The sequence below is a fragment of the Prescottella soli genome, assembly GCF_040024445.1.
Lineage (GTDB): Bacteria > Actinomycetota > Actinomycetes > Mycobacteriales > Mycobacteriaceae > Prescottella > Prescottella soli.
This window is the reverse complement of the sequence record NZ_CP157276.1, coordinates 2,409,132-2,434,126: the sequence shown is the minus strand read 5'-3', so window position 1 is coordinate 2,434,126 and position 24,995 is coordinate 2,409,132. Positions and strand designations below refer to the sequence as shown.

Sequence of the window (24,995 nt, the reverse complement as noted above, 5' to 3'; positions counted from 1 at the left end):
CGGACGCACGTTCGGTGGAGTCGTACAGTGAGGACCGGTTTCGGTTCCGGATTCCACCGAACACGCCGTCGGTCCGTCAGGAAAGGTGCGTCGATGACGCTTCAGCACCCCGCGTACGCCCAGTTGCGCCAGGTCACGCCTAGTGCGGCGGTGATGCTCGAGAACAACCCGAGCATGTACTCGCTGGAGGGCACCAACACCTGGATCCTGCGGGCCCCGGGCAGTGACGAGTGCGTCGTGGTCGACCCGGGCGACGACGACGCGGAGCACCTGGCGCGGGTCGCGGGCGTCGGGACCGTGGTGCTCACCCTGATCTCGCACCGCCACCACGACCACACCGGCGGCATCGATCGGTTCTTCGAACTGACCGGTGCCCCGGTGCGCGCGGTGCGGGAGGAGTTCCGGCGCGGCGGAGGCGGAGACCTCGTGCATGGTGAGGTCATCGAGGCCGCCGGCCTGACGCTGCGGGTGCTGCGCACGCCCGGGCACACCGCAGACTCGGTGTCGTTCGTCATCGAGGGGGAGGGCTCGGTGCTCACCGCCGACACCATCCTCGGCCGCGGCACCACCGTCCTCGACGCGTCGGACGGCAATCTGCGCGACTACCTCGAATCGATGCGGGTTCTCATCGAACTGGGCCCGGGCCGGACGGTCCTGCCCGGACACGGCCCGGAACTGCCCGACCTCGAGGCGGTCGCCAAGTACTACCTCGCGCACCGCGAGGAACGGCTCGCGCAGGTCCGGGGCGCGCTCGATGTCCTCGGCGCCGACGCCGACGTGCGGTCCGTGGTCGAGCACGTCTACACCGACATCGACGAGACCTTGTGGCCCGCCGCCGAGCAGTCGGTGCGGGTGCAGTTGGAGTATCTGCGGGGCTGAGCCCCGGCTTTCGGGAGTTGCTCGGATTTCCCGGAGCGGCGCAACGGTATTCGCCCGGCGATGGCGGGGGGACGGCGGTATCGATGTCCGACGAACCGATGACGCGGGAGCGCCGCGAGGCCGCGGCCGTCATGGCGGGGGCCGGGGCCTCGGGAGAGCACGAGTATCGGGCTCAGGTGCTCGACGTGCTGCGGGTCGAGGACGGCAGGATCGTCGAGATCACCGCCTTCGAGCTGCACCTGTTCCCTACGTTCGATCTGCCGATGACACTGTCCTAGCGTCTTTGCGGCGATTCCTTTTCGGCCTCCCCACCGCCTCAACAGTGGACGACTTCGATACGCGAGGTCGACGACAGTGAGGACTGCTGATGGGGATCGAGAATCGTGACGATGTGACGGCGACGTATGTCCTGATTCATGGCGCCGGGGCCGACTCCTGGTGCTGGCACCGCGTCCGACCGCTGCTCGAAGCTGCCGGGCACACCGCGATCACGCCCGACCTGCCCGTCTCAGACGACACCGCGGGTCTGACCGAGTACGTCGACGCCGTACGGCGGGCCGTCGGCACCCGAGAGCACGTGACCGTGGTCGCGCACTCCTTCGGCGGCTTCATCGGCCCGATCGTTGCCGAGCATCTCCGGGTCGACCTGCTCGTCCTGTTGCACGCCATGATTCCCCTGCCCGGGGAAGCCCCCGGCCAGTGGTGGAGCGCGACCGGCCGTGAACAGGCGCGTCGACGCGACGACGACCTGCACGGCACGGCGGCCGGCGAGGACGAGTTCTGGGCGCACGACACACCCCCGGCATCGCCGCCGACACCATGCCCGGCGACCACCTCCCGATGCTGGGCCACCCCGAATGCCTCGCCGAACGGCTCGAGGCCTACCACAGGGCCGTGCGCGACGGCGGAACGAGCCACCCGTGACGGCCGGCAACACCGGGTCGCGCCGCGGCTGACATTTCCGACCGTTCACCGTTAACGCCCGTCCGGGCCGTTTCTCTCTTTCCGGACTTAGCGGGGCGATGTTCCTTGCGGCTGTTACAGTTTCGTCTGCCGACCGTTATGGAGGTCGACGCTGTCGGGGAATTGCCCAATGCCACTGGGGAGTTCGGCCCCGGAGGCCCAATCGGTTCGCGATGAGGGGGTCGACATGCGTGTGAAGGTTCTACGATCCGTGGTGGTTGCTGCGGCGGTAGCGATCGGAGTGGTCGGACTGCCGGCCGTGGCTTCGGCGGATCCCGGTGGAGGGCCGACCTACTATCTGGCACTGGGCGATTCGTTGGCGGCGGGATATCAACCGAACACCGGCCACGACGAGCCGGTGTCCTACACCCACGACATCTACAACGCACTGAAGGCGTCGGATCCGAATCTGGAGTTCGTCAACCTGGGATGTGACGGCGAGACAACGGCGACGATGATCAATGGCGGCAGATGCACCTATCCGGGTGCGACGTCGCAGCTCGACGCCGCGACGAAGTTCCTCGCGGCGCACAAGGGCAAGGTCGAGTACGTGACCGAGGACATCGGCGCGAACGACGTGTATCACTGCCTGTCGGGCGGCTCCGGATCGCTCGGCTCGTCCGGTGTTCCGGATGTGGGCTGCATCGCGCAGTCCCTGGCCACGGTGGAGCAGAATCTCACCAAGATCAACAGTCAGCTGCGTGACGCCGGCGGCGACGGGCCGCGATACGTCGGTATGAATTACTACGACCCGGCGTTGGCGGGCTGGCTCCAGGGCGGGCTGACCCGTGTGGTCGCGGCCGGGACCGCCGCGTTGAACAATCTGTTCGCTGCCACGATCGAGAAGGCCAATTCGTCGGCCGGTTGGAAGACGGCGGATGTGTCTACTGCGTTCTCGAACAACGACTTCACCCCGGTCGATGTCCCCGGCTTCGGCACGCTGCCGAAGAACGTGGGGCGGATCTGCGAGTGGACGTGGATGTGCACGCAGTACCGAGACATCCACGCCAACCCGACAGGGCATCAGGTGATCGCCGACACCTTCCTGCCCCTGCTGGAGGCGGGCGGGCCCGGTTCCTTGGCGTCGTCCGGGTCCAGCGGCTCGAGTGGCTCCAGTGGCTCGCTCGGTTCCAGCGGCTCGAGTGGGTCGACCGGATCAGGGTCGTAGGCGCGGCCGACCACGGCGAAAGAAGGCGGAGCCCGGTGCGGGCTCCGCCTTCTGCGGCACGTATGCCGATAAGGGCATGAGAGGAAGCTGTTTTGGTATTTGTTCGGTATGGATCGGGGCTCGACCATTGATCCATGACTTCATCCCTCGACGGCTGGATCCGTAACTTCGTCGACGGCGCATTCGTCGATCCCGACCCGCAGCGGGGCTTCGACCAGACCGACCCCGCGACCGGGCGGGTGCTCGCCCAGGTCCACGAGGCCGACCAGGCGCTCGTCGACCGCGCCGTGACCTCGGCCCGGCGTGCCCTCGCGGACGGCTGGGCCGACACCCCGGTCCGGGAACGCGCCGCACTGCTGCGCCGCGCTGCGGACCGGATCGAGGAACGCTTCGAGGAGTTCGTCGCCGCCGAGATGGCGGACACCGGCAAGCCGATCACCCAGGCGCGCGAGCTCGACGTGGCCCGTGCGCTCACCAATTTCCGGACCTTCGCCGATATCGTCTCCGCGGCCGGTCAGGAATCGTTCATGACCGACCTGGCCGGGGGACGGCAGGCGCTCAACTACGCGGTCCGCAAGCCGCTCGGCGTCGTCGCGGTCATCGTCCCGTGGAATCTGCCGCTGCTGCTGCTCACGTGGAAGGTCGCGCCCGCCCTCGCGTGCGGCAACGCGGTGGTGGTCAAGCCCAGCGAGGAGACCCCGGCGACGGCGACCCTGCTCGCCGAGGTGCTCGCCGAGGTCGGTCTGCCCGCCGGCGTCTACAACGTCGTGCACGGCTTCGGCGGCAACTCCGCCGGCGAGTACCTCACGACGCATCCCGGCATCGACGGCGTCACCTTCACAGGCTCGTCCGCGACCGGCTCGCACGTGATGAAAACCGTTGCGCCGCGCGTCCGCCCGGTCTCCTTCGAGCTCGGCGGCAAGAACGCGGCCGTCGTGTTCGACGACGTCGACCTCGACGAGGCGCTGACCGGACTGACCAAGTCGGTGTTCACCAACACCGGCCAGGTGTGTCTGTGCACCGAGCGCGTGTACGTGCAGCGGGCGATCTTCGACGACGTCGTCACCGGTCTGGCGGAGCGCGCCGAGCAGCTGCGCCTGGGTGACCCGACCGACGCCGACACCACCACCGGACCGCTCATCTCGCAGGCCCACCGCGACAAGGTGCTGCGCTACTTCCGGATGGCCGAACAGTCCGGCGCGAAGGTCGTCACCGGTGGCGGCGTTCCGGACCTCGGTGAGAGGCTCGCGTACGGGTCGTGGATCCAGCCCACGCTGTGGACGGGTCTGACGAACGAGGACGCCGTGCTCCGCGAGGAAATCTTCGGACCGGTCGCAGCACTGGTGCCCTTCGACACCGAAGAGGAGGCGATCGCGCTGGCCAACGACACCAAGTACGGCCTCGCCGCATCGGTGTGGACCAACGACCTGCGGCGCGGACACCGCGTCGCGCAGAAGATGAACGTCGGAATCTCGTGGGTCAACACGTGGTTCACGCGTGAACTGCGCTCCCCGTTCGGCGGTGTCGGGCTCTCCGGCATCGGCCGCGAGGGTGGCGAGTCGTCGTTGCACTTCTACACCGAGCCCACGAACGTGTGCGTGGCGCTGTGATCGAAAAGGACATGACCGTGGGAGTTGAAGGCTGATGTCACTGAACAGCAGGGAAATCGCGGCCCTGGCCGAACGCCTCGACGAGGCACAGACCGAAATCCACGACACGACGAGCCTCGCCGACGACACCGACGTCGACATCGACGACGCGTACCGCATCCAGGCGGGCGTCGTCGAACGTCGACTCGGGCGCGGTGAGGAGCTCGTCGGCGTCAAGCTCGGGTTCACCAGCAAGGCGAAGATGGCGCAGATGGGAGTCTCCGACGTGATCGTCGGCAGGCTCACCGACGCGATGCGGGCCGACGACGGCGGGGAGGTGGCACTGCGCCGCTTCATCCACCCGAAGATCGAGCCCGAGATCGCGTACCGACTGTGCCGCGACGTCGACCTGGACGACCCGGTCGTGGACATCGCCTCCTGCGTCGACGCCGTCGCGCCGGCCATGGAGATCATCGACTCCCGCTACCGGGACTTCCGTTTCACGTACACCGACGTCGTCGCGGACAACACGTCGGCGGCGGCGTACGTGATCGGGCCGTGGTCCGACCTGCAGGACGTCGCCGACCGCGCGGTGCGGATGACGGTCGGCGACGAGACCGTCGCCGGGACCACCGCGGCCATCCTCGACGACCCCGTCAACGCGCTGCACGCGTTGCTCGACATGTGCCGGCGCCGCCGGATTCCGCTGCGCGCCGGCGACGTCGTGCTCGCGGGGGCGGCGACCGCCGCGGTGCCGCTGACCGCGACTGTCGCCCGGTGCGAGATCGCCGGACTGGGCGCCGTGACCGTGAAGGGAATCGCATGAGCGACAACGCCGCCAAGGTCATCGAACGCCTCGCCAGGCCACGCGGACGCTTCCCGCACGTGAAGGTGGCCGGAGACTTCGTGTACGTCTCCGGCACCAGTTCGCGTCGCCCGGACAACACGTTCGTCGGCGTCGAGGTCGACGAGATGGGGACCACGAACCTCGACATCCGTGCCCAGACCCGCGCGGTGATCGAGAACATCCGCTCGATCCTCGCCGAGGTGGGCGCCGACCTGAGCGACCTCGTGCAGGTGACGTCGTACCTGGTGTCGATGAACGACTTCGGCGGCTACAACGAGGTCTACGCCGAGATGTTCGACGAGACCGGACCCACCCGCACCACCGTTGCGGTGCACCAGCTTCCGCACCCACACCTGCTCATCGAGATCCAGGGTGTCGCCTACCTGCCCGCGCACCGCCGCACGAACGCCCCCGACACGGAGGACCGCTCATGACCGTCATCCCGCCCGTCATCGACTTCCAGAAGTGGATCGCCGAGAACCGGCACCTGCTCGCGCCGCCGGTCAACAACCAGACGATGGCGCTCGGCGACGACTTCATCGTCCAGGTGGTCGGCGGCCCCAACCAGCGCACCGACTACCACCTCGACCCGTACGAGGAGTGGTTCTACCAGATCGAGGGCGACATCCACGTCGACGTCATGACCGAGGACGGACCCCAGCGGGTCCACATCCGCGAGGGCGAGACCTGGCTGCTCCCCGGCAATCTGCCGCATTCGCCGCAGCGCCCGACCGCCGGCTCGATCGGTCTGGTCATCGAGCGCGTGCGCCGTGAGGGCACCCTCGAGAAGTTCCAGTGGTACTGCCTCGAGTGCAACAACCTGATCCACGAGATCGAACTCCAGGTGCGCGACATCGTCGCCGACCTGCCGCCAGTGTTCGTGCAGTTCTACGAGGACGAGCAGGCCCGCACGTGCGGCAACTGCGGTGCCCTCCATCCCGGAAAGGGCTGACGTGAGCGGCATCATCGACGTCCACACCCACTACGTTCCCAAGGGGTGGCCGGACCTGACCGCCGACGCCGGACCCGACGCCCCCTGGCTGCGCGTCGAGAGCGAGTCCGAGGCTGTCATCATGATGGGCTCCAAGGAGTTCCGTCGAATCCAGGCCGACGCCTGGGACGCGGAAACTCGACTGCGGGACATGGACGCCGACGGCGTCCGGACCCAGGTGGTGTCCCCGACGCCGGCGTTCTTCAACTACGGGCGCACCGGCGAGCAGGCCGAGCGGATCTCGCGGATCTTCAACGACCTCGCGCTCGAGATCGTCGCCCCGGCGCCCGACCGGCTGATCCCGTTCTGCCAGGTGCCGCTGCAGGACGCCGACGCGGCCTGCCGCGAGGTGGAGCGCTGCGTGGCCAACGGGCACCGCGGCGTCGAGATCGGCAACCACGTCGGCGACCGGGACCTCGACAGCGAGGGCGTGGTGACGTTCCTGCAGCACTGTGCGTCGCTCGACGTCCCGGTGTTCGTGCATCCCTGGGACATGGACTCGTCACCGCGCCTGAACCGGTGGATGGCGCAATGGCTCACCGCGATGCCCGCCGAGACGCACCTGTCGATCCTCGCGCTGATCCTGGGCGGCGTCTTCGACCGCATCGACGAGCGACTGAAGATCGGATTCGCCCACGGCGGCGGCTCGTTCGCGTTCTGGCTCGGCCGGATGGAGAACGCGTGGCACCGGCGCAACGACATCATCGGTACGTCGGAGATGCCGCCGTCGCACTACCTCGGCCGGTTCTACGTGGACTCCGTGGTGTTCGACGACCGCGCCCTGCGCCTGCTGGTCGACACCGTCGGCGTCGAGCGCGTGATGGTGGGCAGCGACTACCCGTACCCGCTGGGCGAGCGTCCGGTGGGCGAGGTGGTGCGCAAGAGCGAGTTCCTCGACGAGGCCTCGCGTGGGCTGATCCAGCGCGGCAACGCCGAACGCTTCCTGGGGATCTCCGATATCCCCTGAGGCATAGCCGAATTGAGATATCCAGCGGCCGATTCGGCATTTGTGAGTCATGTCTCACGTAGGCAGAATCTCTCCCACGATCCACACACGGCCGCTGGATTCTCTTGGCAAATAACGGATCTCGACTCTCCGGCAGCCTCCCCCGACTCCCGATAGGTATCTGCGATGACCGACAGCACGACACGAGGTAGGGGCGCCGCCCCCGCCGCGGCCGCGCGCAGCCGCGTCGCCCTGGCGACCCTGGCCGGCACCACGCTCGAGTGGTACGACTTCTTCCTCTACGGCACGGCCGCTGCACTGATCTTCAACAAGCAGTTCTTCCCCAGCCTGAGCCCCACCGCCGGGACCCTCGCCGCGTTCAGTACGTTCGCGGTCGGGTTCATCGCCCGGCCCCTCGGCGGCCTGGTGTTCGGCCACTTCGGTGACCGGATCGGGCGCAAGGCGACGCTCGTCGTCTCGCTTCTGATGATGGGTATCGGATCGACGCTGATCGGCCTGATCCCGAACTACGACGCGATCGGCGTGTGGGCGCCGATCCTGCTGGTCGCCATGCGGGTGGTGCAGGGCATCGGGCTGGGAGGTGAGGGTGCCGGCGCGACCCTCATGTCGATGGAGCACGCACCCGCCGGGAAGAAGAATCTCTACGCCGGCTTCCCACAGATGGGCACCCCGGCCGGACTCGTTCTCGCGAACGGCATCTTCCTCACGACCAGTTCGGTGATGTCGGACAGCGCGTTCACCTCCTGGGGTTGGCGTATCCCGTTCCTGCTCAGCATCGTGCTCGTCGCGATCGGACTGATCATCCGCCTGCGTGTCACCGAGTCCCCGTCCTTCACCGGCATCGTCGAGAACAACGAGGTGTCCCGGTTCCCGCTCCGCGAGGCACTCGACGTCGGATTCACCCGCCTCATCCTGACGCTGCTCGCGGTCCTCGCGAATTCTGCTGTCGCATACGCGTTCATGGTGTTCTCGCTCGCGTACGGTACGCGGCACCTCGGCTACGACAAGCAGTTCCTGATCCTCAGCGTCACGGCGGCCGCGGTGCTGTGGTTCGCGTCGATCCCCGTGTGGACCAGGGTCGCCGACAAACACGGCCGCCGCACGATGTTCATCGCCGGCTCCGCCGCCATCCTGGTGTGGTGCGTGGTGTTCTTCCCGCTGCTCAACACGGAGAACACAGTCGTCGCCGTGATCGCCTTCCTCGGAATGGGTCTCATCGTTCCGGTGACCCACTGCGTGCAGGGCAGCATCATCGCCGACACGTTCCCCGCCAAGGTGCGGTACTCCGGATCGTCGCTGATCCTGCAGAGCGGCGCCATCCTCGGCGGCGGGCTGGCGCCGCTGATCGCAACCGCGCTGCTCGACGCCACCGGATCGTCCACCGGTGTCACGTGGTACCTCGCGATCATCTGCACCATCAGCCTGTTCGGCGCAATCGCACTGTTCCGCGTGGTTCCGGACTCGTCACGCGGACTGCAGCACGACGAGGAGCCGGCGGCCGTCTCCGCCTGATCCTCCCGCGCGGCGACCGGAGCCGTCCACCGTCTCGGTGGGCGGCTCCGGTCTGTTTCCGCGTCAGGACCGAGCGGGTGCGATCTCGGCGGCGAACTCCGCGAGGAAGTCCACCAGCGCCGCCGCCGACGGGCTCAGGGTGCGTCCGGCCGACAGCGTGATGCCGACACTGTGACCGATCGGATCGAGTGTGATCGGCAGCGTGGTGAGCCGTGCGTCGTCGCGCGGGATCAGGCTGGGCAGGGCCGCAACCATGTCGGTCTCGAGGAGTAGTTGCCGCACCGTCAGGAACGACGTGGCCTCCACCCGGTTCTCCGGGAGCGGCAGGCTGTTGCGGGCGAAGAACTCCTCGAGCTCGCGGCGTAGTGCGGTCTCGACGCCGGGCAGGATCCACGGGTATTCGGCGAGATCGCTCAACTGCACGTCCGACCGGCCCGCGAGCGGGTGCCCGAGCCGCGTCACGAGTTCCACCGATTCGGCGTACAACGTGCGCCGCACGGCCATCTCGTCGGTGGGGGAGGTGAGCCGGCCGACGATGAGATCGATTCGACCGGACTGCAGTTCGGTCAGCAGCATCTCCGGTGTGCCCTCACGGACCATGACGGTCAACAGGGGCCGCTCGGACTTCAGCCGGGCGATGGCGCCGGGGAGCAGGACGTTGGAGCCGGCGAGATGCGTTCCCACGACGACGGTTCCGCGATCGGCGTCCGCGAGTTCGACCACGTGCCGCCCCGCCTGGGTGAGTTGCGCGATGACCGCGCGAGCGTGCGCGGTGAACGCCTCCCCGAAGATCGTCGGGGTGATACCCCGTGGGCCCCGGTCATACAGCGAGACACCGAGAATCGCCTCGAGATCGTGCAGGCTGCGCGTCGCGACCGGTTGGGTGACGTGGAGTGCGGCGGCTGCCGCGACGACACTTCCCCGGCTGGTCAACGCGTCGACGAGGAGCAGGTGGCGGAGCTTGAGGCGCCCGTCCAGCAGTTTGGGCATGTCCATGGGGGGATCCTAGCGATGGTCGCACCGCACTCGTACCGTCAGCGATTGGGTGGTTGCAGTGCGCAACTGTCCTGCGGTGCCGCAGGTTTCGCACCGTCGAGACCGGCGAACAGCCCGAGCAGTGCGGTGCTCAGGGCCGAGCCGGGATCGGCGAGGTCGAGGAAGACGTCGTAGTGGTTGCGATCCGGGACGACGAGAAGTTCGCTCTCGGACCGACGGCTCCACGCATCGTGGAACATCCGGCTCTGTTCGAGGAATCCGACGCCGTCGTGCTCGGCGACCGCGACCACCGCCCGCGGGCCCGGCTGGTCGGTCTGCAGCATGGGGCTCAGCGCAGCGGCCCGCGGGGCGTCGAGGCCGAGCCACTCGTTCGCGAACGAGTGCACCAGCGGCCGGATGTCGAACAGCCCGCTGATCGGCATCGCTGCCCGAACGACGTCCGGCGGCAGGCCGAGCTGATCCTGCCAGCCGGGCACCATCGTCGTGGCCGTCAGATGACCGCCGGCCGAACTGCCGCCGACGACGATGCGATTCGGGTCCAGTCCGTGGTTGGCTCCGTGGTGGTACACCCACGCGACCGCGGCCCGCACCTGCCGGACGATCTCCTCGAGCGGCGTGTCCGGTGCCAGTCCGTAGTCGACCGAGACGGTGGCGATGCCTGCGGCGTCGAGCATGCGCGCCATGAAGGCCGTGTGATGGCGCGACAGCGCGCGCCAGTAGCCGCCGTGGACCGCGACGAACGCCGGCCGCAGTCCCGTTCCCGTGCCCCAGACGTCGAGGCGTTCGAGGCTGTGCGGGTCGTATCGCAGATCCGCGAACCCGGTGAGGCCATGGACGACCTCGCGTGAGCGCTGCCGGTACTCCTCGATCGTCGTGTCGAACAGTTCGGCGGAGACGGTGTTGCGGACGTTGTAGTCCGCATCGATCTGCGGGTCGGTCATCCCTTCATCCTCTTGCGCGGATCGAATGCCTGTCGAATGCGAAATCCGGGCCGAGGTATGACCGCACGGCTATGGCGCTCCGGTTCGTCGAACGACGAAGCCGCCCGTCCCTGGTGCGGGACGGGCGGCTTCGGTTCGTTCGGTGCTGCCGCAATCAGCGGTCAGCGGGCGCGACGCGCCAGACGCTCCGAGTCGGAGATCAGGACGCTCTTGCCCTCGAGGCGCAGCCAGCCGCGGTGCGCGAAGTCGGCCAGCGCCTTGTTCACGGTCTCGCGGGACGCGCCGACCAGCTGGGCGATCTCTTCCTGCGTGAGGTCGTGCGTCACGCGGAGGGAACCGGCCTCCTGGGTGCCGAAGCGCTGCGCGAGCTGCAGCAGCGCCTTGGCGACACGACCCGGGACGTCGGTGAAGATCAGGTCGGCAAGGTTGTTGTTGGTGCGGCGCAGGCGACGCGCGAGGACGCGCAGCAGCTGCTCGGCGATCTCCGGGCGCTGGTCGATCCACGACTTGAGGGCGTCGCGATCCATGCTCACGGCGCGGACCTCGGTGACCGTGGTGGCCGTCGACGTGCGCGGGCCCGGGTCGAAGATCGACAGCTCGCCGAACATGTCCGACGGACCCATGATCGTCAGCAGGTTCTCACGACCGTCCGGCGAGCGGCGGCCGAGCTTCACCTTGCCGGAGACGATGATGTACAGCCGATCACCGGGCTCGCCCTCGTTGAAGATGACGTGCCCGCGGGGGAAATCGACGGGCTGAAGCTGCTTGACCAGCGCAGCCACCGCCGAGGGCTCGACTCCTTGGAAGATGCCGGCTCTGGCCAGGACCTCGTCCACGTGCGCTCCTTTGGAAAAAACTGTTCATCAATGCAAGTTGCTGCACGGCGACTGAGGTCTCATGCAACGAGTACGCGAACAAAGTCTACTTGCCGCGGCTGTGCGACGAGTCACTGACACCGCGTAGAGTTCTACGACTTTACGAAGAATCCTTCTCGGGTTTACCGACCAAACGCACGATCGGGATCGCCGGTCTCCTCGATCGCAGGCTCGCTACCAGCGCAGATCAGCTCGCGCGGCGGGCGCTCTCAGTGTCCTGGGCGGCGCCGTCGGAATCGCGGGAATCCTCGGTTTCGGACCGGCTGCCCCGCTTGCGGCGGCGATGGAACCGGGCGAGGGCGTGCGGGAAGCCCTCGTTCGCGAGCGTCGCGACCTCGTCCTGGCTTGCCTGGTCCAGGAACTCGGCGACCTCCTGCTCGCGGACCGTCAGCCGCCGGAGCCGGAACTCGACACGCTCCATGGCCAGTGCGAACAGCATCAGCAGCACAGGAAACAGCACGACAGCCAGACCTTGCATAACGGGAAGTAAACACTGCGAAGGTCTCAGAAGCGACACAGTCCGGAATCCGATCGGCACGGCAGTCCGTAGAGTTGTCGAGGTGCAGGCGACCTCAGGAGACGACCGGAATTCGAGTGCGGTGCCCGTGGCCGCGGGCGAGTCCCGGCTCGCGCTCGTGCGCCGCGCGCGGCGGATGAACCGCCGTTTGAAGGAGGCCTTCCCGCACGTCTACTGCGAGCTCGACTTCACCACTCCGCTCGAGCTCACGGTCGCGACGATCCTGTCTGCACAGTGCACGGATGTGCGGGTCAACCAGGTAACTCCCGCGCTGTTCGCGCGCTACCGCGACGCCCGCGCCTACGCCGAGGCGGACCGGACGGAGCTCGAGGAGTACATCCGGACGACCGGCTTCTTTCGGAACAAGGCGAACTCGATCATCGGTCTCGGGCAGGCGCTCCTCGAGCGCTACGACGGTGAAGTTCCGAACAAGCTGAAGGACCTCGTGACACTTCCCGGCATCGGTCGCAAGACTGCGAACGTCGTCCTCGGTAACGCGTTCGGCGTGCCTGGAATCACAGTCGACACGCACTTCGGCCGGCTCGTGCGGCGGTGGCAGTGGACCGAGGAGACCGACCCGGTCAAGGTCGAGCACGCGGTCGGGGCGCTCATCGAGCGCAAGGAGTGGACCGACCTGTCGCATCGCGTGATCTTCCACGGCCGTCGGGTGTGTCACGCGCGCAAGCCGGCGTGCGGCGTGTGCGTCCTGGCGAAGGACTGCCCGTCGTACGGCACCGGGCCCACCGACAAGGTGGCCGCGGCAGCATTGGTCAAGGGGCCGGAGACCGAGCATCTCCTCGATCTGGCAGGTATGTGAGAGGTATGCGTGTTTCCAGTGCAGCGCGGTGGAGTCTGGCCGCGCTCGTCGTGGTGGTGGCGCTGATCGTCGCCATCTGGCCGCGCGGCGGTCAGGACACCGCCGACATCACCGACTACCCCGGCGCGAACCGGTCGACGTCGCAGGAACGCCGGGGCGCCGACACCCCCGAGGCGCTCGCCCCGCTGCGCGCCGACGCCGGACTGGAGCCGTGCCCGGCACCGACCGGACCCGCACCGGACGGTTCGGTGCTGGCGGGCATCAATCTCGAATGCCTCGGCGACGGCAGCCGCGTCGACCTCGGGGCCGCGCTCACCGGCAAGCCGGTGCTGCTCAACATCTGGGCCTACTGGTGCGGACCGTGCCGCGAGGAACTGCCGTACCTGCAGCAATACTCGGATCGTGTCGGCGACGCGGTTACCGTCATGACGGTGCACACCGATTCCAACGAGTCCAACGGGCTCGCGCGCCTCGCCGAGTACGACGTCCACCTGCCCGGCGTCCAGGACGGCTCCGCGCGGGTGCAGGCGGCCGTCGGCTCCCCGCCGGTGCTGCCGGTGTCGGTGTTGATCCGCCCGGACGGCACGGTCGCGAAGATCCTTCCCCAGCAGTTCCGCAGTGTCGACGAGATCGCGGGCGCCGTCCAGCAGTACCTCGGCGTCGCCGCATGAGCTTCCACCTGCAGCACCCGCTGAACCCCGAGGCCGCACCCGAATGGCTTCGCGCGGTGACGCGCACCCTCCCCGCCGACCCCAACCGCGTCAACCCGGTCCTGAACCGTCGTTCCCCGCAGGGGTCGAAGGTCCGTCCCGCCGCGGTGCTCGTGCTCTTCGGCGGGTCCGCTGATTCCGATCCGCTCGCTGTCGGAGGGCTCCCGGCCGACGCCGACGTCCTGCTCACCCAGCGGGCGTCGACGATGCGTCAGCACAGCGGCCAGGTCGCCTTCCCCGGCGGCGCCGCCGACCCCGAGGACGACGGGCCCGTCGACACCGCGCTCCGCGAGGCGGTGGAGGAGACCGGGCTCGTGCGCAGCGGCGTCCAACCGCTCGCGACGCTCCCCGAGATCTTCATCCCGCCGTCCGGGTTCGACGTCACCCCTGTGCTCGCGTACTGGCATGACCCCAGCCCGGTCGGCGTCGTCGACGCCGCCGAGGCCGAGCGTGTCGTGCGGGTGCCGCTGCGGGACCTGATCGACCCGGACAACCGTTTCCAGGTGCGGCACCGCGCCGGCTACCAGGGCCCTGCCTTCGAGGTCGACGGGATGCTGGTGTGGGGATTCACCGCGGGCGTGCTCGCGGGTCTGCTGGCCGTGTCCGGCTGGGAAATCGAGTGGGACCACCACGACGTCCGCGACCTCGACGTAACGCTCACGCGGGTCGCGACCGGTGTGGAGAACGACGGCATGATCGAATTCGGGCAGCACCGTCCGTCACGGGAAATGGGGGAGCGTTGAGCGGATCCGCATGGATCGACCTGGCCGTGATTCTCGTGGCGTTGCTTGCGGCGTCGTCGGGATGGCGGCACGGCGCGGTCGCGTCGGCACTCGCCTTCCTCGGCGTCGTGCTCGGTGCCGTCGCCGGCATCCTCATCGCGCCGCACGTGCTCGTCCACGTCGACGAGGGCCGGATGCGGGTGCTCGTCGGCATCGCCCTGATCGTCGTGCTCGTGGTGATCGGTGAGGTCGCGGGCATGGTGCTGGGCCGGGCGGCCCGCAGCGTCATGCACAGCCCCGTGGCGCGGGGTGTGGACAGCTTTATCGGCGCGGGCCTGCAGCTCGTCGCGGTTCTGGTCGCGGCGTGGCTCCTCGCGATCCCGCTCACCACGTCCACACAGGCCAACGTCGCGTCCGCGGTGCGCGGGTCCAAGGTGCTCAGCGCCGTCGACGACGTCGCGCCCGACTGGCTGCGCCAGGTGCCCAGCGAGTTCTCGGCCCTGCTCGACACGTCGGGCCTGCCGGACGTCATCGGTCCGTTCGGACGCACGCCCATCACGAACGTCGACCCGCCGGACGCCAGTGTGCTCGCGAGCCCGGTCGCGCAGCAGCTGCAGACCAGCGTGCTGCGGGTCCGCGGGGCGGCCCCGAGCTGCCAGAAGGCGCTCGAAGGCTCAGGGTTCGTCGTGGGGCCCGAACGCGTCATGACCAACGCGCACGTCGTCGCGGGCACGTCCACCGTCGCTGTCGACACCGTCGACGGGCCGCTCGACGCCCGTGTCGTGGTGTTCGATCCGGCCGTCGACGTCGCCATCCTCGACGTGCCCGGCCTGCGCGCCGCACCGCTGACCTTCGCGCCCAAGCAGGCGCGCACCGGCGACGACGCGATCGTCCTCGGCTACCCGGGTGGCGGCCCCTACACCGCCAGCGCCGCCCGTATCCGTGAGGTCCTCGACCTCCGCGGCCCGGACATCTACCGGTCCGGCACGGTCGAGCGCGAGGTGTACACGGTGCGCGGCTCGATCCGTCAGGGCAACTCGGGCGGTCCGCTCGTCGACGAGCAGGGGCGCGTCCTCGGGGTCGTCTTCGGCGCCGCGGTCGACGACAGCGACACCGGCTTCGTGCTCACCGCGAACGAGGTGTCCAAGCAGCTCGAGCAGGCCAACGGGTCGACGGCCGCGGTCGGCACCGGGGTGTGCATCGTCTGATCCCCGCCGCCGTGCCGGCGGCGGTCAGCGCGAGGCGAGCGCGAAACGCGTCAGTTCCGCGGTGACCTCGTCGGGCGATTCCTGGTGCGCGAAGTGCCCCGCGCCGGCGACCCGGTAGAGCTGCTGGCCGGGCGCGTGCGCGGTCGAGCGTTCGATGGTGGTGGCCAGCACGTACGGATCGAGTTCGCCGTGGACCTGGAACACCGGGATGTCCAACCGGTGATCCATCGCGGTCATGAACCGGCGACCGTCCGGGCGGAACTGGCTGCGGAACGCCCACCGCTGGTACTCCAGGGCGGAGTGTGCGACGCGCGGGATCTGCATCGCCGACCGCAGCCGCCGCGCGACCTCAGGGAACTCGTCGGACTGCGGCCAAGCAGGCCCGGACCGGGCCCGCAGCAGACGCTCGACCTCGGCGCCGTCGTCGCGGACGAGCCGGCGCTCCGGGCGCCACGGCACCTGGTAGTCCAGGAACGTCGGCAGCAGGGCTGCTCGCTGCTGGCGGTCGTGCAGGACGGCGTGCTTGAGCGCGATCGGATGCGGCGAGCTGACCAGCCCGATCGACTTCACCAGCCGGGGATGCAGCAGCGCCGTCGCCCAGCACACCAGGCCGCCGTCGGCGTGCCCGATCAGGGTGGCACTCGAGTGGCCCATCGCGCGGATCAGGCCCGCGATGTCACCGGCGAGGGTCCAGCCGTCGTAGCCGCGGGGTGGGGTGTCGGTGTCGCCGTACCCGCGCAGGTCGACGGCGACGGTGCGGAAGCCGGCGTCGGCGAGGGCGGTCAGCTGGTGCCGCCACGACCACCAGATGTCGGCGAAGCCGTGCAGCAGGACCACGAGCGGAGCGTCGGGACGCGACGGACCCGCCTCCGCGATGTGGATGCGGATGCCGTTCGCATGGATGTCACGATGCGTCCACGGCCCGTCGAAACGGACCGTGGACGGGTCTGGTTGGGTCACTTGTGTGGTCACGGCTGGCTGAATCAGCCGGCGGTGCCCGTTCCCGTGCCCAGCGGCGAAGCGCCGTCGGGACGCTGCCCCGGCAGCACGGTGGCGGCCTGCTTGAGCGAGTCGATCGTCTTGTTCGGTGCGCGGAGCTTACGGACCCGCATGTAGCCGAGCAGCGCGAGGACGCCGGTGACGACGAGCATCAGCGCGAAGACGATCAGGAACGCTGCCCAGCGATCGAGCCACACACTGATCAGTTCGGCGAGGAAGAAAAAGAAGAAGAAGGCGCTGAACACCAGCACGGACAGCGCGAGGATGAAGAACAGGCTGCCCTGCAGGCCCTTCTTGACCTCGCTGGTGACCTCGGCCTTCGCGAGCTCGACCTCGGCGCGGAACAGCGTCGAGACCTGGGCGGTCGCGTCACGGACGAGGGTGCCGATCGATGCCGTCTGCGGGTCGTGGAGATCGGTGAGGGGAATCGAGGACACCGTCGTCGGAACCCCGTCGCCGGTGAACCGGCCGCCGTCTCCCGTGACACCATTGCCGTTGGTGAAGCTCACTTCTCGACCCCTCCAGGTTCTTCTGACGCGCTGGTAGCTCCGACTCGCGAGTGGTTCTCACGTGTCGGTGACAGCGGCGCGGGCCTGATGGACCCGTCCGCGTCGCAACAGTAACGCCGATCCGATCAGTGACGCAGCCAACGATGTCAAGAGCACCGCGGCCTTCGCAATGTCCGCTTCGCTGCCGTCGCCGATACCCGCGAGCGCAAGATCGGCCACCAGAAGGCTAACCGTGAACCCGATCGCGCCGAGCACCGACAGGGCGAACATGTCGCGGAATCCGAGCTGACGCGGCTTGGTGGCGATGCCGAGACGGACCGCGATCCACGAGACCCCGAAGATGCCGACGGTCTTGCCGACGAGCAACCCGAGGATGATCGCGAGCGAGATCCTGTTGGTGAACATCTGACTCAAGACGTCCCCGTTGATGGGGACGCCGGACGCGAACAGCGCGAACAGGGGCACACAGACCGCCGCGGACCACGGCTGCAGGCGGTGTTCGAGCCGCGCCGCGGGGGAGTACGCCTCGCCCGGGTCGGTGCGGACGCGGGTGAGCAGTCCCAGCGCGACTCCGGCGAGTGTCGCGTGGATGCCGGCCTCGTGAACGCTGTACCAGGTGAGCAGCGCCAGCGGGACGTAGAGGAACGGGGTGGTGATCCGGCGGCGCTGGGCGTACCAGTAGGCGACCATGCACGCGACCGCGGACAGGATCCACAGCATCGCGATCGAACCGGTGAAGAGCACCGCGATGAGGATGATCGCCAGCAGGTCGTCGACGACGGCGAGGCTGAGCAGGAAGACGCGTGCGCTCGCGGGGATCCGTGACCCGGTGAGGGCCAGGACACCCAGCGCGAAGGCGATGTCGGTGGCGACGGGGATGGCCCAGCCGCGGTCCATGCCGGGGGTGCCGGCTCCGACGACGGCCGCGATGATCGCCGGCAGGATGACGCCTCCGCACGCCGCGATGATCGGCAGCAGCGCCTTCTTCCGGTCGGCGAGTTCGCCGACGACGAGTTCGCGTTTGAGTTCGAGCCCGGCCACGAAGAAGAAGATGGCGAGCAGCCCGTCCTGCGCCCACGTTCCGAGAGTGAGGTGCAGGTGCAGCGCGCTCGGGCCCACCTGCCAGTCGCGAAGCGCCGTGTAGGCGTCGACGAAGGGAGAGTTTGCCCACAGCACGGCGAGGGCCGCGGCGATCAGGAGTATGGAACCGCCGACCGTCTCGGTGCGGAGGTAGCGGGCCAGTTCGGAGCGTGCGGCGACTATCAATGAAAGCCTTTCACCTGGGGTTTCCTTGGGTACGGCAAAGCGTCGCCGACCAGACTTCCCGGCACTCCTCAGAGAATCTTAACGCGTTCTTTGCAACCGATCAGTCGGAAAGTGTCGTTTGCAACACCGATCGGGTGGAGTGTTCAATTCCTACGGTTTGGGACGAAATTCCACTCAGTGGAACATGTCGGGAACGCGGGTCCGGTCGTCCGATCGCCGGATTCCGCAGGGATCTGTGCAGGAGCATTTTCAGGTGAGCAAGGGTGTCGAGTCCGCCACGCGCGGTCCGGATCAGTTATCGAGGGACGCCGACTCGGCGGACACGGTCGCGGGAGTGCCCCGCAGTCGGATCGTCGTCGCCAGCATGGTCGGTACCTCGATCGAGTTCTACGACTTCTACATCTATGCCACGGCGGCGGTGTCGGTATTCCCGCACCTGTTCTTCCCCAAGGGCAACGACACGACGGCGCTGCTGGCCTCGTTCGCAACGTTCGGTCTGGCGTTCGTCGCCCGCCCGCTCGGTTCCATCGTGTTCGGTCACTTCGGTGACCGCATCGGCCGCAAGGCCACGCTCGTCGGATCGCTGCTCACGATGGGCATCGCGACGTTCCTGATCGGCCTGCTGCCCACCTATCACGCGGTCGGGCTGTGGGCGCCGGCGCTGCTGGCGCTGATGCGTTTCTGTCAGGGTCTCGGCCTGGGCGGTGAGTGGTCCGGCGCGGCACTGCTGGCGACGGAGACCGCGAAGAGCGGCAAGCGGGCGTGGGCCGCGATGTGGCCGCAGTTGGGCGCACCGATCGGCTTCTTCTTCGCGAACGGCCTGTTCCTGCTGATCACGCTGACTCTCGGGTACACGAGCAGTTCGTCGCCCGATCTGGACAGCGCCTTCCTGTCGTGGGGCTGGCGCATCCCGTTCCTGCTCAGTGCAGTGATGGTGATGATCGGCCTGTACGTCCGGCTCAAGCTCGAGGAGACGCCGGTGTTCGCGCGCGCCGTCGCGAACGGCGAGAAGGTCAAGACCCCGCTCAAGGAGGTGTTCAAGACCAGCTGGCGTCAGCTGATCATCGGCACCTTCGTGATGCTGGCGACGTACACGCTCTTCTACATCATGACGACGTGGGTCCTCAGCTACGGAACGGGCAAGACCCCCGCCGCCGGCGGTCACGGCGCCGGTTTCCAGTACCGGGACTTCCTCGTGCTGCAGCTGGTGGCGGTGCTGTTCTTCGCGGCCGCGATTCCGGTTGCGGGTTGGCTCGCCGACCGGTTCGGTCGCCGCATCACCCTGCTCGTCGTCACCGCCGTCATGATGGTGTTCGGCCTGACGTTCGGCGTGATCCTCGACCCCGTCGGTATGGGCGACGCCCGGATGCTGACCTTCCTGATCATCGGCATGGTGTTGATGGGCCTGACGTTCGGTCCGATGAGTGCGGTGCTGCCCGAGCTGTTCCCCACCAACGTCCGCTACACCGGATCGGGAATCGCGTACAACACGTCGAGCATCCTCGGTGCGGCGGTGGCGCCGTTCATCGCGACGTGGCTGGCCGAGACCTACGGTGTCGGCTGGGTCGGGGTCTACCTGCTGGTGGCGTCGGCGCTGACGTTCGTCTCGCTGCTGATCATGCGCGAGACCAAGGACGACTCGCTCGACAACGTCTGACGCCAGTTCTCTCCGCCCGGGTTCGTCCTCGCATCGAGGGCGAACCCGGGTTTTCGTCGTGCGGTGGTGTGCGATTCAGCGGAAAACGCACCTGCCGGTTTCATTCGCACTCATTCATCGCGGAAATCCAGTAACTTCCGAAACGCTTGTAATGCGCGGCACCTGAGTTCGAACCCGATTTGTCCTGTATGTGACGAAAAGGAGTCTCCAGAGTGCGTAATTTCGGTGCAGCTTTCCGGATTCTGGTCATCGCAGTGCTCACCAGCCTGGTTGCGCTGACGACGGTGGCCTTCGGGCCGACCAGCATCGCTCAGCCGACTGCAAGCGGCCTCTCGCTGGTGAAGTCGGCCACCCCGAGCTTCGGCCTACGGTCGGGAGACACGGTCACCTACTCGTTCCTGGTGTCCAACACCGGTGCAACTCCGATCTCCCAGGTCGGCGTGGACGAAACCGCATTCACGGGTTCCGGTTCGGCGCCACAGGCCACCTGCCCGTCGGGAACGCTCCAGCCAGGGCAGTCGGTGAACTGCACCGCCACCTACGGCGTGACCGACGCCGACCAGGCTGCCTGCTTCATCGGCAACACGGCGACCGCGACCGGCCAGGATCCACAGGGGAACCCCGTCACGTCGGCGCCGTCGGCGGCGAGGGTCGTCACAAACTGCGGCAACGCCGTTGCCGGAAGCGCGATCCTGCCGGCGGTGGGATCGCCGGTGTTCGGATCGCCGCTGCTGGGATCGCTGGCCGCGGGATCGCTGGGTGCTGGTTTGGGATCCTTGGGGCTGGGGTCGTTGGGTGTGCTGGGTGCACTCGGCGCCTGGACGCTCAGTACTCCGTACCAGCCCCCGGCCGCTTCGTGCCCGAACCCCGTGTTCCCGAATGTGCCGTTCCTGAACGTGCCATGCCCGCCGAACCAGAACGCGCCGGACCAGAACGCGCCGGGCCCCGGAGCGCCCTGACCGGAAGCGCGGATCCGGAGGCGTCGGATCCGGGGGCGCCCGCACCGCAGACGCCGAGACAGACGAGTGGCCCGGGACATCACGTCCCGGGCCACTCGTCCGAATCGAGGCTCGTCGGACCGACCGTCGCCACCTGGCGCGTCTGTTTCGCTCCTACTGGCGCACGAACAGCGGATACGGATGGCCGGGGGTCATCCGGTCGTAGTGCACACGGACCTTGCCGCGCCGCTCGGGAACCGCCCCTTCGATCCACGCGTACATCCACGGGCCCTCGTCGAGTGCGACGATCGCGATCGTGTACGGGGTGAGGTCGGCGCACGTCCGGTCGGGGGAGACCTCCACGACAGTCCAGGAGACGATCGTCCCGTTGCCGGAGGACGGTGCCCGGCTGATCTCGGTGCCGCGGCACGAGGAGCAGACAGAGGCGTCGGGTCCGAGCAGCGCGCCGCAGGCGTCGCACCGGCCGATTGTGAAGACGTCCACGTCGGTTGTGGTCGATCGTTGATCGTGCATGGGAGACCTCGACTTAGGAAAGCTTGGGTTTGTCCGCCTCCCACAGTTCCAACCGGGGCGCCACCCCACGAGGGCAGAACTACCCGGGCGCATACCTGTTTCGAGGGAGGCTACGTACCCGCCGGATCGAAATCCCTGGTCAGTCGGCGTCGTTCTCGGGTTTCCGGCCGTGTTCGACCACCCACGCGGCGATCTGCGTCCGCGAGTTGAATCCGAGTTTCGCGAGGACATGTTCGACGTGGCCCTGGACGGTGCGTTGCGAGATGACCAGTTGGTCGGCGATGGCCTTGTTCGTCAGGCCCTGTGCCACCAGGCCGGCGACCTCCTCCTCACGCGGGGTCAGGTCGGTCGCGGAACGCTCGGAGGTTGCTTCCTGGGGGAGGCGGTCGTCGATGGCGAACGTGACCGCCTCGTCGAGTGCCAACGCGGACCCCTGGCGCACGGCGGCGTCGAAGCCTCGGTCCCCGAGCGCCCGCCGCACGCGGTCCTCGGTGTCGTCGTGGTTCTCGCGGAGCGCCGGGATGGTGACCCCCTGGTTCCCGACCGCCAGCCATAGCGTTCGGGCCGACCCGAGGAGTATCCCTGCGCGCTGGTACGAGGCCTTCATGGCTGCCTTCCACGCGAGCGCTTCGACACAGATCGCGGCGCCGAGCAGATCGTCGACGCCGGCGCTCAGTTGCAGCGCTTGTTCGAACAGCGGCCGCGCTGCGTCGGGATCGTGCTGCCAGATCGCGAGGCCGCGCGAGCACAACGCGTAGGCCCGGTAGATCGATTCCCCGTGGGATTCCGTGATGGCGAGCACCTCGTCGGTGTACTCGGACGCCTTCGTCGGCTCGCCGAGCGCCGCGGACGCCATCGCGAGTCCGAGCAGCGTGGTGATGTGACGCAGGCGATCGTCCCTGGCTCGGACGGTGTCGAGGATGCCGCCGAGTATCAGCATCGCTTCGGGCAGATCGCCGGCGTAGATCTCGAGGTGTCCGGCGGCGTGTGCGACCTGGATGTCGGTCTCCGGGTCGTCGAGCTGGGCTGCGATGTCGTAGGCCTCCCCGATGAGCGACGAGCCGGCCTCGATGTCGCCCTGGTTGGCAGCCAGGAGAGTCGCCGCCGCGAGGGCCTTCGCGCGTTCGGGGGTGGGCTGCCCTCCGTGCGCGGCGAGTGCGCGATCGATCCAGAGCCGGCCCTCGGTGAGGAGGCCGCGCGAGATCCAGAACAGGAACAGTGCGTTCGCGATGCGCAGCCCGTTCTCGGCCTCGCCGGGATTTGTGACGCAGTACTCGAGTGCGTCGCGCAGATTGGATCGTTCGCGTCCGATCCGGGCGAACCACACTGGCTGGTTGGGACCGATCCATTCCGATTCGGCACGGTGCACCAGCTCCTGGTACCAGTCCCGGTGCCGCCTGTGGAGACCGGTGTATTCGTCCGCTTCACGCAGGCGCTCGAGCCCGTAGTCCCGCAGTGTCTCCAGGAGCCGGTACCGCACGATGCCCGCATGTTCCTCACAGATCAGGATCGACTTGTCGACGAGGGAGGTGACGAGGTCCAGCAGGTCGGGCGGAGTGAGGCCGTCGGCCACGATCGCCTCGGCGGCGTCGAGTTCGAATCCGTGCGGGAAGACCGACAGCCGGCGCCACAGTTCCTGCTCGGTCGCCGTGCACAGATCGTGGCTCCAGTCGATGCTCATCCGCAGGGTCTGCTGGCGGTCGGGGCCTCCGCGGGTGCCCCCCGTGAGCAGGCGAAACCGGTCGGTGAGCCGAGCGAGCACCTGGTCGACCGACATGGCGCGCAACCGTGCTGCCGCGAGTTCGATGGGGAGGGGGAGTCCGTCGAGTTTCGTGCAGATCGCGACCACCGACTCCCGGTTGTCGTCCGTGATCTCGAATCCGGGGGTCGCGGCGGCGGCGCGCTCGGCGAACAGGTTCACCGCCTCGTACTGCGCCAGTGATTTCACCGACGTCGAACCGTCGGGGACCGGGAAGGTGAGCGGGGGCACCCGCATCACGGTTTCCCCGCTGATCGCGAGGGGTTCGCGGCTCGTCGCCAGGATTCGCAGATCCGGACTCGTGCGCAGCAGCGTCTCCGCGAGTTTGGCGACGTCGTCGATCAGGTGTTCGCAGTTGTCGAGGACGAGCAGCAGGTTCCGCGGACCGAGGAATTCGGTCAGGATCTGCATGGTCGGGACGGCCGCCCGCTCACGTAGCCCGAGCGTCGCGGCCACGGTTTCGGCGACCAGTCTCGGGTCGCGCCGCTCCCCGAACTCGACCAACCAGACGCCGTCGTTGAAGGCGCGTCGGGACTCGGCGGCCACCCGCAGTGCGAGGCGGGTCTTGCCGACGCCGCCGATGCCCGTCAGGGTCACCAGCCGCGATGCAGCCAGAAGCCGTCTCGTCTCGGTCACCTCCCGGCGCCGACCGACGAAGCTGGTCAGATCGAGAGGCAGGTTGCCGACCTTGCCTCGCACGGCGGACGCCATCCGTGACCTTCTTTCGGTCCCCTGCCGGTCACGGTACGCCTGTGCTTCACCGGGCCGTGCCAGCTCGGCTGGACGGTGCCGCGGCCACTGCGGCTTCCTGAACGACACCCTGGGGGTGCTGACGCGACCTCGCCCGTTCGGTCAGTTCGTGCAGCGCCGCGGACCCGAGCGTCGCGAAGAACGCCGCGAGGAGGGCACCGCCGATGACGTCGGTGAGCCAGTGCACGCCGAGGTAGACCCGGGTGGCGGCGACGAGGACGACGACGAGAGCGACGACGACGGCCAGCACGGCGCGCACCCGGCGGCTGCATCCAGCTGCCGCGATGACGACGATCATGGCGAGCAGCGTCGCGGTTCCGGTCACGTGACCCGACGGGAAGGAGTGGTCGGTTTCCACGATCGTCTGGACCGCGGCCGACGGCCGGTCCCGCCCGATCAGGACCTTGAGGACCGTGCTCGCCGCGGACGCGGCGCCCACCGTGCCGATCAGGACCACCGCCGGAATCGGTGAGCGCGCCCGCCACGCCAGCAGCCCGGCGACGGCGACGGCGAGTGCGACCGTGGCCGCGGGGCTCCCGAGGTTCGTGACCGCGACGGCGACACCGTCGAGCGTCGACGTGCGGTGGGCCACGAACCACGACGTGACGGGCCCGTCCTGACCGGTCAGCCAGCCGGCGTCGTCGACCTGCACGGCCAACACCGAGAAGGCGAGTGCCAGCCCACCGGCGCGCAGAGCCACGGACAGACGGGCGCGGCCCCTCAGCACGATTCCGGCGGCGAACATCGCCGCGGCGATGCCGAGGACGGTGATCGCGACCTCGGCCGAGCCGGTTTCCGTGGCGAACTCGGTCGTGGCGTCGGTGGTGACGGTGTGCGCGAGGTCGAGAATGCGAGACATTCCACGAGGCTTCCAAGAGCGC

26 protein-coding genes are annotated in these 24,995 nt (G+C 68.3%); 16 read left to right on the top strand and 10 right to left on the bottom strand.

Annotated elements, in window-relative coordinates; translation table 11 throughout:
* Nucleotides 1-93: 93 nt before the first annotated feature.
* The 10 genes from ABI214_RS11445 to ABI214_RS11400 all read left to right on the top strand — a co-directional run bounded on the left by ABI214_RS11445 (nt 94) and on the right by ABI214_RS11400 (nt 8,916).
* The gene (locus ABI214_RS11445; protein ID WP_348610334.1) at nt 94-879 is read left to right on the top strand and encodes an MBL fold metallo-hydrolase; all 786 of its coding nucleotides are present in this window, start codon (nt 94-96) and stop codon (nt 877-879) included.
* Between the two features lie 83 nt (nt 880-962).
* On the top strand, nt 963-1,157 hold the full coding sequence (locus ABI214_RS11440) for a hypothetical protein (RefSeq protein WP_348610331.1): 195 nt from the start codon (nt 963-965) through the stop codon (nt 1,155-1,157).
* Nucleotides 1,158-1,246: 89 nt separating this feature from the next.
* Nucleotides 1,247-1,858, top strand: coding sequence for an alpha/beta fold hydrolase (locus tag ABI214_RS11435; RefSeq protein WP_348610328.1), 612 nt, complete (start codon nt 1,247-1,249; stop codon nt 1,856-1,858).
* A gap of 171 nt (nt 1,859-2,029) precedes the next feature.
* Nucleotides 2,030-3,010, top strand: coding sequence for an SGNH/GDSL hydrolase family protein (locus tag ABI214_RS11430; RefSeq protein WP_348610325.1), 981 nt, complete (start codon nt 2,030-2,032; stop codon nt 3,008-3,010).
* A 134-nt stretch (nt 3,011-3,144) separates the two neighbouring features.
* Nucleotides 3,145-4,620, top strand: a complete 1,476-nt coding sequence (locus ABI214_RS11425) for a 2-hydroxymuconic semialdehyde dehydrogenase (RefSeq protein WP_348610322.1) — start codon at nt 3,145-3,147, stop codon at nt 4,618-4,620.
* 34 nt (nt 4,621-4,654) lie between these two features.
* Nucleotides 4,655-5,425: a 2-keto-4-pentenoate hydratase gene (locus tag ABI214_RS11420; protein WP_348610320.1), complete on the top strand. Its 771-nt coding sequence runs from the start codon at nt 4,655-4,657 to the stop codon at nt 5,423-5,425.
* The gene (locus ABI214_RS11415; RefSeq protein WP_348610318.1) at nt 5,422-5,880 is read left to right on the top strand and encodes a RidA family protein; all 459 of its coding nucleotides are present in this window, start codon (nt 5,422-5,424) and stop codon (nt 5,878-5,880) included. The genes ABI214_RS11420 and ABI214_RS11415 overlap by 4 nt, the downstream gene beginning before the upstream one ends.
* Nucleotides 5,877-6,398: a 3-hydroxyanthranilate 3,4-dioxygenase gene (locus tag ABI214_RS11410; RefSeq protein ID WP_348610315.1), complete on the top strand. Its 522-nt coding sequence runs from the start codon at nt 5,877-5,879 to the stop codon at nt 6,396-6,398. The genes ABI214_RS11415 and ABI214_RS11410 overlap by 4 nt, the downstream gene beginning before the upstream one ends.
* Before the next feature lies 1 nt (nt 6,399).
* A complete protein-coding gene (locus ABI214_RS11405; RefSeq protein WP_348610311.1) occupies nt 6,400-7,404 on the top strand; it encodes an amidohydrolase family protein in 1,005 nt (334 codons plus the stop codon).
* A gap of 165 nt (nt 7,405-7,569) precedes the next feature.
* Complete coding sequence (locus tag ABI214_RS11400; RefSeq protein WP_348610308.1) at nt 7,570-8,916, top strand: MFS transporter; 1,347 nt, start codon at nt 7,570-7,572, stop codon at nt 8,914-8,916.
* 63 nt (nt 8,917-8,979) lie between these two features.
* Here ABI214_RS11400 and ABI214_RS11395 read toward each other — a convergent pair whose 3' ends face one another.
* From ABI214_RS11395 to ABI214_RS11380, 4 genes are all read right to left on the bottom strand, one after another.
* Nucleotides 8,980-9,912 (bottom strand): LysR substrate-binding domain-containing protein, encoded by a 933-nt coding sequence (locus ABI214_RS11395; protein ID WP_348610305.1) that lies wholly within the window; start codon nt 9,910-9,912, stop codon nt 8,980-8,982.
* 38 nt (nt 9,913-9,950) lie between these two features.
* Nucleotides 9,951-10,853, bottom strand: coding sequence for an alpha/beta hydrolase (locus tag ABI214_RS11390; protein ID WP_348610302.1), 903 nt, complete (start codon nt 10,851-10,853; stop codon nt 9,951-9,953).
* A gap of 161 nt (nt 10,854-11,014) precedes the next feature.
* Nucleotides 11,015-11,689 (bottom strand): Crp/Fnr family transcriptional regulator, encoded by a 675-nt coding sequence (locus ABI214_RS11385; RefSeq protein WP_005515884.1) that lies wholly within the window; start codon nt 11,687-11,689, stop codon nt 11,015-11,017.
* Nucleotides 11,690-11,915: 226 nt separating this feature from the next.
* Nucleotides 11,916-12,206 (bottom strand): hypothetical protein, encoded by a 291-nt coding sequence (locus ABI214_RS11380; protein WP_348610297.1) that lies wholly within the window; start codon nt 12,204-12,206, stop codon nt 11,916-11,918.
* Nucleotides 12,207-12,381: 175 nt separating this feature from the next.
* Here ABI214_RS11380 and nth point away from each other — a divergent pair, with 175 nt between their 5' ends.
* The 4 genes from nth to marP are packed head-to-tail and all read left to right on the top strand — an operon-like array spanning nt 12,382 to nt 15,702.
* On the top strand, nt 12,382-13,062 hold the full coding sequence (nth, locus tag ABI214_RS11375; RefSeq protein WP_348611531.1) for an endonuclease III: 681 nt from the start codon (nt 12,382-12,384) through the stop codon (nt 13,060-13,062).
* A gap of 5 nt (nt 13,063-13,067) precedes the next feature.
* Entirely contained in the window at nt 13,068-13,733 is a 666-nt protein-coding gene (locus ABI214_RS11370) for a TlpA family protein disulfide reductase (RefSeq protein ID WP_348610294.1), read from the top strand.
* On the top strand, nt 13,730-14,515 hold the full coding sequence (locus ABI214_RS11365) for an NUDIX hydrolase (RefSeq protein WP_348610291.1): 786 nt from the start codon (nt 13,730-13,732) through the stop codon (nt 14,513-14,515). The genes ABI214_RS11370 and ABI214_RS11365 overlap by 4 nt, the downstream gene beginning before the upstream one ends.
* On the top strand, nt 14,512-15,702 hold the full coding sequence (gene marP, locus ABI214_RS11360) for an acid resistance serine protease MarP (RefSeq protein ID WP_348610288.1): 1,191 nt from the start codon (nt 14,512-14,514) through the stop codon (nt 15,700-15,702). The genes ABI214_RS11365 and marP overlap by 4 nt, the downstream gene beginning before the upstream one ends.
* 24 nt (nt 15,703-15,726) lie before the next feature.
* On the opposite strand, the gene ABI214_RS11355 is transcribed toward marP, so the two are convergent.
* From ABI214_RS11355 to nhaA, 3 genes are read right to left on the bottom strand one after another with little or no spacing between them, the layout of a single operon-like run.
* Entirely contained in the window at nt 15,727-16,662 is a 936-nt protein-coding gene (locus ABI214_RS11355) for an alpha/beta fold hydrolase (protein ID WP_348611528.1), read from the bottom strand.
* A 23-nt stretch (nt 16,663-16,685) separates the two neighbouring features.
* Complete coding sequence (locus ABI214_RS11350; protein WP_348610285.1) at nt 16,686-17,210, bottom strand: phage holin family protein; 525 nt, start codon at nt 17,208-17,210, stop codon at nt 16,686-16,688.
* A gap of 57 nt (nt 17,211-17,267) precedes the next feature.
* Nucleotides 17,268-18,476, bottom strand: coding sequence for a Na+/H+ antiporter NhaA (nhaA, locus tag ABI214_RS11345; RefSeq protein ID WP_348610282.1), 1,209 nt, complete (start codon nt 18,474-18,476; stop codon nt 17,268-17,270).
* Between the two features lie 334 nt (nt 18,477-18,810).
* Between nhaA and ABI214_RS11340 the strand changes: the two genes are divergently transcribed.
* Nucleotides 18,811-20,133 carry an MFS transporter gene (locus tag ABI214_RS11340; RefSeq protein WP_348611525.1) on the top strand — a complete coding sequence of 441 codons (1,323 nt, stop codon included), beginning with the start codon at nt 18,811-18,813 and terminating at the stop codon, nt 20,131-20,133.
* Between the two features lie 212 nt (nt 20,134-20,345).
* The gene (locus tag ABI214_RS11335; RefSeq protein WP_348610280.1) at nt 20,346-21,092 is read left to right on the top strand and encodes a DUF7507 domain-containing protein; all 747 of its coding nucleotides are present in this window, start codon (nt 20,346-20,348) and stop codon (nt 21,090-21,092) included.
* A 153-nt stretch (nt 21,093-21,245) separates the two neighbouring features.
* Here ABI214_RS11335 and ABI214_RS11330 read toward each other — a convergent pair whose 3' ends face one another.
* From ABI214_RS11330 to ABI214_RS11320, 3 genes are all read right to left on the bottom strand, one after another.
* Nucleotides 21,246-21,575, bottom strand: a complete 330-nt coding sequence (locus tag ABI214_RS11330; RefSeq protein ID WP_348610277.1) for a Zn-ribbon domain-containing OB-fold protein — start codon at nt 21,573-21,575, stop codon at nt 21,246-21,248.
* 169 nt (nt 21,576-21,744) lie between these two features.
* Complete coding sequence (locus ABI214_RS11325) at nt 21,745-24,183, bottom strand: ATP-binding protein (protein ID WP_348610274.1); 2,439 nt, start codon at nt 24,181-24,183, stop codon at nt 21,745-21,747.
* The gene (locus ABI214_RS11320; RefSeq protein ID WP_348610271.1) at nt 24,122-24,973 is read right to left on the bottom strand and encodes a phosphatase PAP2 family protein; all 852 of its coding nucleotides are present in this window, start codon (nt 24,971-24,973) and stop codon (nt 24,122-24,124) included. Before ABI214_RS11320 ends, ABI214_RS11325 begins: the two co-directional genes overlap by 62 nt.
* Nucleotides 24,974-24,995: the final 22 nt, after the last annotated feature.